Raw genomic sequence first — 10,813 nt, 5'->3', positions numbered from 1 at the left:
GAGCCTTTGCCCCGGCGTGTCGAGCGGCCAAGCCGACGTGCCTGAGAGACAAGGAAACTGGAGCGCGAACCCAAGCCGATGCGGTTGCAGGCGGGGTGCGATCCCGCCTGGAGCGCCGCGACGGAGTGGGCTCGTGCTGTCATGCTAGGGAGGAGTCCGCTGGAGCAACCGGCAAAAAGGCCGGGTTTTCCGTCCAGAGGCCGACCGTTCGGCGGATTCGCCGAACGGTCCTGAACGAATTCACGGACTTCATACCCAGTTGCCGCCGTTGTTGCGTCGCAACTCGTCGTCCTCGGCCAGCTTGCGGTCGATGGCCGCAAGGTGGGCGTCGGCCGACGGATGTGGCACGGCCGCCTTGGCCAGGTCGACGTGTTCGGCACCGAGCAGCGGGGCGCTTGGTGGCGCCAGCACGTCGTGCAGGCTCACCGTCGCGTCCTTGCCGTCGTCGGCCTTCTGCGGCTGCACGTCCTTGGCGAACCAGACGTCGGCCACGTCGTGCTTGCCACCGTCGGTCGTCGTGTAGCTGGACACCAGGCCGATGAGGTTGCCGCTGTCTGACCCGGAGCCCTTGGTGGCATTCAGGTCCAGCGAGGTGACGCCCAGCTCGTCCAGCGTCTTCAGCTCGCCGGCATCGGTCTTGCCATCGTGGTTGGCATCGACCCAGACCTGCAGCTGCTTCCAGTTGGCGTCGTGGCTGTCGAGCTTGCCGTCATGGTTGCTGTCCTGCTCGGCCATGGCGGCGTAGCCATCCTTGGCATGCTTGCCGTTGGCCAGCACGGTGCCCATGCCGAAGAGCTCGCCGCCGCTGTTGATGAGGCCGTCATGGTTGCGGTCCATCACCAGCAGGCCATCGCCGCCAGCCACCCAGCCCACCTTGTTGACCTGGCCGGTGCCCAGCAGATCGAAGTTGACGCCCTGGGCGGCTGCCAGCGTGTTGACGCCGTGGCCGTCCAGGTCCAGCACGATGGGCGTGACGTTGAAGTAGGCGTTCATCTGCGCCGCGCTCATCTCGCCGAAGGTCGTGCCTTGCAGCGCGTCGAGCTGAGCCATGCTCATGGCGGTGATGTCGCGGGTTTCCAGGCCGCTGATCTGATCCGTCGTGAGGCTGTGGATCTGATCCGTGGTCAGGGCCGCCGCCTGCGCCGTGGTCAGCGCCGTGATCTGCGTCGCCTTCAGCGTGCTGAACTGGTCACTGGTGATGGCCTGGATCTGCGCATTGCTCATCGCGGCGACGTGGGCCGTGGTGAGCGCGCGCAGGTCGTCGGTTTCCAGCGCCGCGATCTGCGAGTTCGTGAAGGCCTTGACCTGGGTGGAGCTCAAGGAGGCGAACTGCGCCGTCGTGAAGGTGTTCAGGTCGTCGGTGGCCAGGTTGTTGATCTGGCTGGTCGTCAGCACCGACACGCGGGTGCCCAGGCCGGTCAACTGATCGGTCGTCAGCGCACCCAGCTGGGTGTTGGTAATGGCCTGCAGCGATGCCGAAGTCAGCTTGGCCAGGTCGTCGGAGTCGATGGCCACGATCTGGTCGGTGGACAGCGAATTCACCTGGGCCGTGGTCAGCACAGCGACCTGCGCCGAGCCCATGGCCGTCAGGTCGGCCGCGGCCAGACCCTGTATCTGCGCGGTGGACAGGGACATCACCTGCGCCGTGCTGAGCGCGGCGATGTGCTCGGTCTGCAGCGAGGCGATCTGATCCGAGCTCAGGCTGGACAGCGCCGCCGTCGTCACGGCGCGCAGGTCGGCCGTCTGCAGATTCGGCAGCTGGTCGGTTGTCAGCGAGCCGAACTGGGTCGCGTTCATCACCGCGTAGTGCTGCGTGCCCAGGGCCGTCAGGTCATCCGTCGTCAGGTGCGACAGCTGGCTGGCCGTCAACGCCTGGACCTGGCCCGTGCTCATGCGAGCGAACTGGTCGGTCGTGAACGCGTTCAGGTCGTCGCTGTTCATCGTCGACAGCTGCGCCGTCGTCAGCGAGTTCACCTGGGCCGAGGTCAGCGATTGCAGCTGGTCGCTGGTCAGGCCGTCCAGCTGGGTGCTGGTCAGGGCGCGCAGTGCGGTCGTGGTCAGGAAGCGAATGTCGCCGGTCTCGATGGCGGACAGCTGATCGGTGCTCAGCGCAAACGCCTGGGCGGAACTCAGCACGGCCACCTGGGCGGTACCCAGCGCCGTCATGTCAGCGGCCGTCAGGCCCTGGACCTGCGACGTGGTCAGCGAGCCGATCTGGGCGGTGCTGAGGCTGGAGACCTCATCGGAGCTCAGCGTCAGGATCTGATCCGAGGACAGGCCACGCAGCGCCGCCGTGGTGACGGCGCGTAGGTCGGCCGTCTCCAGCTTGGGCAACTGGTCGGAGGTCAGTGAACCGAACTGGCTGGAGTTCAGCGTTGCGAACTGGGCCGTCCCCATGGCGTTGAGGTTGTCGCTGGCCAGGCTGCTCAACTGGGCCGTCGTCAGCACGGCGACCTGGGCGGTCGAGAGCTTGTTGAACTGGTCCGACGTCAGGCTGTTGAGATCGTCGGTGTTCAGCGTGCGGACCTGGTCGGTCGTCAGCGAGTTGATCTGGGCACTGGTCAGGGCGCGCAGCTGGTCGCTGGTCAGGCCGTCCAGCTGGGTGCTGGACAGGGCACGCAGGGAGGCCGTCGTCAGCGACTTCATGTCGGCCGCGTCGATGGCGGAGAGCTGGTCGGTCGACAGGTTCTGGGCCTGCGCCGAGCTCAGCGCCGCGACCTGAGCGGTGGACAGGGCCGTCATGTCGGCCGCGGTGAGGCCCTTGACCTGGGCGGTCGTGAAGGCCGCCACCTGGCCCGTGGACAGGCTGGACACCTCGTCGGAGGTCAGCGACTGGACTTGGTCGGAACTCAGGCCGCGCAGCGCGTTGGTCGTGACGGCGCGCAGGTCGGCGGTTTCCAGCTTGGCGAGCTGGTCGGTCGTCAACGAGCCGAACTGGCTGGAGGACAGCGTCGCGAACTGGGCCGAGCCCATCGCGTTCAGGCTGTCGGTGCCCAGGTTGCTCAGCTGCGAGGTCGTCAGCGCCTGGATCTGCGAAGTCGACAGGCGGGCGATCTGGTCCGTCGTCAGGACGTTGAGGTCATCGGTGTTCAGGCCGATGATCTGCGGGTTGGTGGTCAGCGCATTGAGCTGCGTGCTGGTGAGGCCGCGCAACTGATCGCTGGTCAGGCCGTCGATCTGGGTGCTGGACAGGGCGCGCAGTGCGGCCGTCGTCAGCGACTTCATGTCGGAAGCGTCGATGGCCGCCAGCTGGTCGGTGGACAGCGACTGGACCTGGGCCGAGCTCAGCACGGCAACCTGGGCCGTGGACAGGGCCGTCATGTCGGCGGCCGTCAGGCCTTGGACCTGCGACGTCGTCAGCGAAGCGATCTGGGCGGTGCTGAGGCTGGAGACCTCGTCGGAGCTCAGCGTCAGGATCTGATCCGAGGACAGGCCACGCAGCGCGGCCGTGGTGACGGCGCGCAAGTCGGCCGTTTCCAGCTTGGGCAACTGGTCGGAGGTCAGTGAACCGAACTGGTTGGAGTTCAGCGTCGCGAACTGGGCTGAGCCCAGCGCATTCAGGCTGTCGGTCGACAGATTGCTCAACTGCGTGGTGGTCAGCACCTGCACCTGGGCGGTGGAGAGCTTGTTGAACTGGTCGGACGCCAGGCTGTTGAGGTCGTCGGTGTTCAGCGTGCGGACCTGGTCGGTCGTCAGCGAATTGATCTGGCTGGAAGACAGGGCGCGCAGCTGGTCGGAGGTGAGTCCATCCAGTTGGGTGCTGCTCAGCGAGCGCAGTGCCGCCGTCGTCAGTGACCTCATGTCGGACGCATCGATGGCAGACAGTTGATCCGTACTCAGCGCCGCCGCCTGGGTTGAGCTCAGCACGCCGACCTGGGCCGTACCCAGGGCCGTCATGTCACCCGCCGTCAGGCCCTTGACCTGTGTGGCGGACAGTGAGGCGATCTGCGCCGTTGTCATCGAACCGACTTCGTCGGAGGTCAGCGTCAGGATCTGATCCGAGCTCAGGCCACGCAGAGCCGCAGTCGTGACGGCGCGCAAGTCGGCCGTCTCCATCGATGGCAATTGGTCAGACGTCAGCGAGCCAAGCTGGGTGGAGTTCAGCGTGGCGAACTGGGCCGAGCCCATCGCGTTGAGGTTGTCCGTCGTCAGGTTGCTCAGCTGAGCGGTGGTCAGTACCTGCACCTGGGCGGTGGAGAGCTTGTTGAACTGGTCGGACGTGAGGCTGTTGAGGTCGTCCGTGTTCAGCGTGCGGACCTGGTCGGTGGTCAGCGAGTTGATCTGGCTTGAGGAGAGTGCACGCAGCTGGTCGGAGGTCAGGCCATCCAGTTGGGTGCTGGTCAGCGCCCGCAGGGTCGCCGTCGTCAGCGACTTCATGTCGGCAGCTTCGATGGCCGAGAGCTGGTCGGTCGACAGGTTCTGGGCCTGGGCCGAGCTCAATGCGGCGACCTGGGCGGTACCGAGTGCCGTCATGTCGCCGGCCGTCAGGCCCTTGACCTGGGCGGTCGTCAACGTGGCGATCTGGGCCGTCGTCATCGAACCGACCTCGTCGGAAGTCAGCGACTGGACCTGATCGGAGCTCAAGCCGCGCAGCGCATTGGTCGTGACGGCACGCAGGTCGGCCGTCTCCATCTTGGAGAGCTGGTCGGTGGTCAGCGAGCCGAACTGGTTGGACGACAGCGTGGCGAACTGGGCCGAGCCCATGGCGTTCAAGCTGTCGGTGACCAGGTTGCTCAGCTGGGTCGTCGTCAGTGCCTGGATCTGGCCGGTGGACAGGCGAGCGATCTGGTCCGTCGTCAGGACGTTGAGGTCATCCGTGCTCAGGCCGACGATCTGCGGGCTGGTGGTTAGCGCATTGAGCTGGGCGCTGGTCAGCGCCCGCAGCTGGTCGCTGGTCAGGCCATCGAGCTGAGCGCTGGACAGCGCACGCAGGGCGGCCGTCGTCAGCGACTTCATGTCGGCCGCATCAATCGCCGAGAGCTGGTCCGTGTCCAGCGCTGCGGCCTGGGCCGAGTTCAGTGCCGCCACCTGGGCAGTGGACAAGGCCGTCATGTCGTTGGCCGTCAGGCCCTTGACCTGGGCGGTCGTGAAGGCCGCCACCTGGCCCGTGGACAGGCTGGACACCTCGTCGGAGGTCAGCGACTGGACTTGGTCGGAGCTCAGGCCGCGCAGCGCGTTGGTCGTGACGGCGCGCAGGTCGGCCGTCTCGAGCTTGGACAGCTGGTCGGTCGTCAGCGAGCCGAACTGGCTGGACGACAGCGTCGCGAACTGGGCCGAGCCCATCGCATTGAGGCTGTCGGTGGCCAGGTTGGACAGCTGCGTCGTCGTCAGCGCCTGGATCTGCGAGGTTGACAGGCGAGCGATCTGGTCCGTCGTCAGGACGTTGAGGTCGTCCGTGTTGAGGCTGATGACCTGCGGGTTGGTGGTCAGAGCGTTGAGCTGGGTGCTGGTCAGCGAACGCAGCTGGTCAGAGGTCAGGCCATCCAGCTGGGTGCTGGACAGCGCGCGCAGGGCGGCCGTCGTCAGCGACTTCATGTCGGCCGCGTCGATGGCGGACAGCTGGTCGGTGGACAGCGACTGCGCCTGGGTCGAGCTCAGCACGGCGACCTGGGCGGTGCCCAAGGCCGTCATGTCCGCCGCTGTCAGGCCCTGGATCTGGCTGGTGGTGAGCGAGCCGATCTGTGCAGTGCTGAGGCTGGCCACCTCGTCGGAAGTCAACGTCAGGACCTGATCCGAGGAGAGGCCGCGCAGGGCTGCGGTCGTGACCGCACGCAGGTCGGCCGTTTCCAGCTTGGGCAACTGGTCGCTCGTCAGCGAACCGAACTGCGTGGAGTTCAGTGAGGCGAACTGGGCAGAGCCGAGGGCATTGAGGTTGTCCGTCGTCAGGTTGCTGAGCTGCGTCGTTGTCAGCACCTGGATCTGCGCGGTCGAGAGCTTGTTGAACTGGTCGGATGCGAGACTGTTGAGGTCGTCGGTGTTCAGCGTGCGGACCTGGTCGGTGGTCAGCGAGCTGATCTGGCTGGAGGACAGCGCGCGCAACTGGTCCGAGGTCAGGCCGTCCAACTGGGTGCTGCTGAGTGCGCGCAGGGCGGCCGTCGTCAGCGACTTCATGTCGGCCGCGTCGATGGCGGCCAGCTGGTCGGTGTTCAGTGCGGCGGCCTGGGCCGAGCTCAGCATGGCCACCTGGGCGGTGCCCAGGGCCGTCATGTCGGCAGCGGTCAGGCCCTGGACTTGCGACGTCGTCAGCGAAGCGATCTGGGCAGTGCTGAGGCTGGACACCTCGTCGGAGGTCAGCGTCAGGACTTGGTCCGAACTCAGGCCACGCAGCGCCGCCGTGGTGACGGCGCGCAGATCGGCCGTCTCCATCTTGGGCAACTGGTCCGACGTCAGTGAACCCAATTGCGACGAGTTCAGCGTGGCGAACTGGGCCGAGCCCATCGCGTTGAGGTTATCGGTGGCCAGGCTGCTCAGCTGGGTCGTCGTGAGTACGGCGACCTGAGCGGTGGAGAGCTTGTTGAACTGGTCGGACGTGAGGCTGTTGAGGTCGTCCGTGTTCAGCGTGCGGACCTGGTCGGTGGTCAGCGAATTGATCTGGCTGGAAGACAGCGCACGCAGCTGGTCGGAGGTCAGGCCGTCCAGCTGGGTGCTGCTGAGAGCCCGCAGCGCGGCCGTCGTCAGCGCACGCATGTCGGACGCATCGATGGCCGAGAGCTGGTCGGTCGACAGGTTCTGGGCCTGGGCCGAGGTCAGCGCCGCGACCTGGGCCGTGCCCATGGCCGTCATGTCGGCGGCTTCGAGGCCCTTGACCTGGGCCGTCGTCAGCGCGGCAATCTGGCCGGTGGACAGGCTGCCGACTTCGTCCGAGGTCAGCGACTGGATCTGGTCGGAGTTCAGGCCGCGCAGCGCATTGGTCGTGACGGCGCGCAGGTCGGCCGTCTCCATCTTGGAGAGCTGGTCGGTCGTCAGCGAGCCGAACTGGTTGGACGACAGCGTGGCGAACTGGGCCGAGCCCATCGCATTCAAGCTGTCGGTGACCAGGTTGCTCAACTGGGTCGTCGTCAGCGCCTGGATCTGCGAGGTCGACAGGCGGGCGATCTGGTCCGTCGTCAGGACGTTCAGGTCATCGGTGTTGAGGCCGACGATCTGCGGGGCGGTGGTCAGCGCATTGAGCTGGGCGCTGGTCAGTGCCCGCAGTTGATCGCTGGTCAGGCCGTCGATCTGGGTGCTGGACAGGGCGCGCAGGGCGGCCGTCGTCAGCGACTTCATGTCGGCCGCGTCGATGGCGGACAGCTGGTCGGTGGACAGCGCCTGCACCTGGGTCGAGCTCAGCACCGCCACCTGGGCGGTGGACAGGGCCGCCATGTCGGCAGCCTCCAGGCCCTGGACTTGGGTGGCGGACAGCGAGGCGATCTGGCCCGTGGACAGGCCGGCCACCTCGTCGGAGGTCAGCGTCAGGATCTGGTCGGACGACAGGCCGCGCAGGGCCGCCGTCGTGACGGCGCGCAGGTCGGCGGTCTCGAGCGTGGGCAGCTGATCCGAGGTCAGGGAGCCGAATTGCGTGGACGACAGCGTCGCGAACTGGGCCGAACCCATCGCGTTGAGGTTGTCCGTCGTCAGGTTGCTGAGCTGGCTGGTCGTCAGCGACTGGACCTGGGCCGTGGAGAGCTTGTTGAACTGGTCGGACGTCAGGACGTTGAGGTCATCGGTGTTCAGCGTGCTGACCTGGGCGGTGGTCAGCGCGTTGATCTGGCTGGACGACAGGGCGCGCAACTGGTCGGAGGTCAGGCCGTCGAGCTGGGTGCTGGACAAGGCGCGCAGGGCCGCCGTCGTCAGCGAGCGCATGTCGGCAGCTTCAATGGCGGACAGCTGGTCCGTGCTCAGCGACTGGGCCTGGGCCGAGCTCAGGACTGCGATCTGGGCGGTACCCAGGGCCGTCATGTCGACGGCTTGCAGCCCCTGGATCTGGGCCGTCGTCAGCGCGCCGATCTGGGCGGTGCTGAAGCTGGCCACCTCATCGGAGGTCAGCGCCTGGACCTGATCGGAGCTCAGGCCGCGCAGGGCGGCGGTCGTCACGGCGCGCAGGTCGGCCGTCTCGAGCTGGGACAGCTGGTCGGTGGTCAGCGAACCGAACTGGACCGACGACAGCGTGGCGAACTGGGCCGAGCCCATCGCATTGAGGCTGTCGGAAGTCAGGCTGCTCAGCTGGGCGGTCGTCAGCGCCTGCACCTGGGCGGTGGAGAGCTTGTTGAACTGGTCGGACGCCAGGCTGTTGAGGTCGTCCGTGTTCAGCGTGCGGACCTGGTCGGTGGTCAGCGAGTTGATCTGGCTGGAGGAGAGGGCGCGCAGCTGGTCGCTGGTCAGGCCATCGAGCTGGGTGCTGGTCAGGGCGCGCAGCGCGCCCGTCGACAGTGACCTCATGTCGGCCGCCTCGATGGCGGACAGCTGATCGGTGGACAGCGCGGCCGCCTGGACCGAGCTCAGGGCCGCGATCTGGGCGGTACCCAGGGCGGCCATGTCGTCGGCCTCCAGGCCCTTGACCTGGGCCGTCGTCAGCGCGCCGATCTGCGCCGTCGTGAGGCTGGCCACCACGTCGGAGGCCAGCGATTCGATCTGGTCGGAGGACAGGCCGCGCAGGGCCGTCGTCGTGACCGAGCGCAGGTCGGCCGACTCCATCTTGGAGAGCTGGTCGGTCGTCAGCGAGCCGAACTGGCTGGACGACAGCGTGGCGAACTGGGCCGTGCCCAGGGCGTTCAGGTTGTCCGTCGTCAGGTTGCTGAGCTGAGTGCTCGTCAGCGACTGGACCTGGGCTGTCGACAGCTTGTTGAACTGGTCGGACGAGAGGGCGTTCAGGTCGTCGGTGTTCAGCGTGCTGACCTGGGCCGTGGTCAGCGAGTTGACCTGGCCGGAGGTCAGGCCGCGCAGCTGGTCGGACGTGAGGCCGTCGAGCTGAGTGCTGGACAGGGCGCGCAGGGCCGCTGTCGTCAGTGACCTCATGTCGGCCGCTTCGATGGCGGACAGCTGGTCGGTGTTCAGGGCCGACACCTGGGCCGAGCCCAGCGCGGCGATCTGGGCGGTGCCCAGGGCCGTCATGTCGCCGGCCGTCAGGCCTTTGACCTGCACCGTCGTCAGGGCCGCGATCTGGCCGGTGGTCAGTGCGCCCACTTCATCGGAAGTCAGCGTCTGGATCTGGTCGGAGGAGAGGCCGCGCAGTGCGGCGGTCGTGACGGCGCGCAGGTCGGCCGTCTCCATCGTCGGCAGCTGGTCGGACGTCAACGCGCTGAACTGCGTCGAGTTCAGCGCGGCGAACTGGGTCGAGCCCATCGCGTTGAGGCTGTCCGTCGTCAGATGGCTCAACTGGGCCGTCGTCAGCACCGCGACCTGGGCGGTGGAGAGCTTGTTGAACTGGTCGGACGACAAGCTGTTCAGGTCGTCCGTGTTCAGCGTGCGGACCTGGTCGGTGGTCAGGGCATTGACCTGGCTGGAGCTTAAGGCCCGCAGTTGGTCGGAGGTCAGGCCGTCGAGCTGGGTGCTGGACAGGGCGCGCAGCGCCCCCGTCGTCAGCGACCTCATGTCGGCTGCTTCAATGGCGGACAGCTGGTCGGTGGACAACGACTGGGCCTGGGCCGAGCTCAGCACCGCCACCTGGGCGGTGTCCAGTGCCGCCATGTCGGCGGCCGTCAGGCCCTGGATCTGGGCCGTCATCAGCGCGCCGATCTGGGCGGTGCTCAGGCTGGCGACCTCGTCGGAGGTCAGCGTCTGGATCTGGTCCGAACTCAGGCCGCGCAGTGCCGCAGTGGTGATGGCGCGCAGGTCGGCCGTCTCCATCTTGGGCAGCTGGTCGGAGGTCAGCGAGCCCACCTGGCTGGACGACAGCGAGGCGAACTGGGCCGAGCCCATCGCGTTGAGGCTGTCGGTGCTCAGGTGGCTGAGCTGGGCGGTCGTCAGCGACTGGACCTGGGCCGTGGAGAACTTGTTGACCTGGTCGGTCCCGAGGCTGTTCAGATCGTCGGTGTTCAGCGTGCTGACCTGGGCGGTGGTCAGGGCGAGGATCTGGCTGGACGAAAGGCCGCGCAGCTGGTCGGAGGTCAGGCCGTCCAACTGGGTGCTGGTCAGGGCGCGCAGAGCGGCCGTGGTGATGAAGCGGATGTCGGTCGCTTCCATGGCCGACAGCTGGTCCGTCGACAAGCCCTTGGCTTGTGTCGAGGTCAGGGCGCCGACCTGGGCGGTGGTCAGGGCCACCATGTCGGCGGCATTGAAGCCCTGCAACTGGGCGGTGCTCAGCTGCAGGATCTGGCCGGTGCTCAGGGCTTGCAGCTGCTCGGTGGTCAGGACACCGATCTGGTCGGAGTTGAAGCCGCCGATGGAGGCTGTCGAAATGGCACGCAGGTCTTCGGTCTGGAAAGCGCGGAGTTGGTCGCTGCTCAAGACAGAAAGGCCGCTGGAGGTGATCACAGCGGCCTGTACGGTGGTCAGCGCAATCAGCTGGTCGGTGCTGAAGGCAGCCCAGTCTTCGGTCGTGAAATCCCGGATCGACGTGGTCGTGAGGCCAGGGATCTTGGAGACCGGGATGAAGGGGACGATGCTTGCCATGGTTGTACCTGCTGTGCTGACGGCCACGCCCTCATGGAGGTGGCGGCTTGCAACCCGGGGCAGCCGGCCAATGCCGTGGCACGGCCGTATCCCTAGATTTCAAGTGCTTCGATCGGTTATCGGGCCGGCCCCGCTTGACTTGAGGAACAAAGTCTCAAATCGGCCGGAATCGACCCGAACCGAGGCCGCCGCCCACGGCCCGAACACCCGGACCGGGGGTGGT

At 66.9% G+C, this 10,813-nt stretch carries 1 protein-coding gene; it reads right to left on the bottom strand.

The annotated features are described in order from the left end of the window. Positions 1 to 249: 249 nt before the first annotated feature. A complete protein-coding gene (locus ASC95_RS21405) occupies positions 250 to 10,590 on the bottom strand; it encodes a hypothetical protein (RefSeq protein ID WP_057299722.1) in 10,341 nt (3,446 codons plus the stop codon). Between the last annotated feature and the right edge of the window lie 223 nt (positions 10,591 to 10,813).

The sequence above is a fragment of the Pelomonas sp. Root1217 genome, from assembly GCF_001425705.1.
Classification (GTDB): Bacteria; Pseudomonadota; Gammaproteobacteria; order Burkholderiales; family Burkholderiaceae_C; genus Pelomonas.
This window is presented reverse-complemented; position numbering and strand designations above follow the sequence as displayed.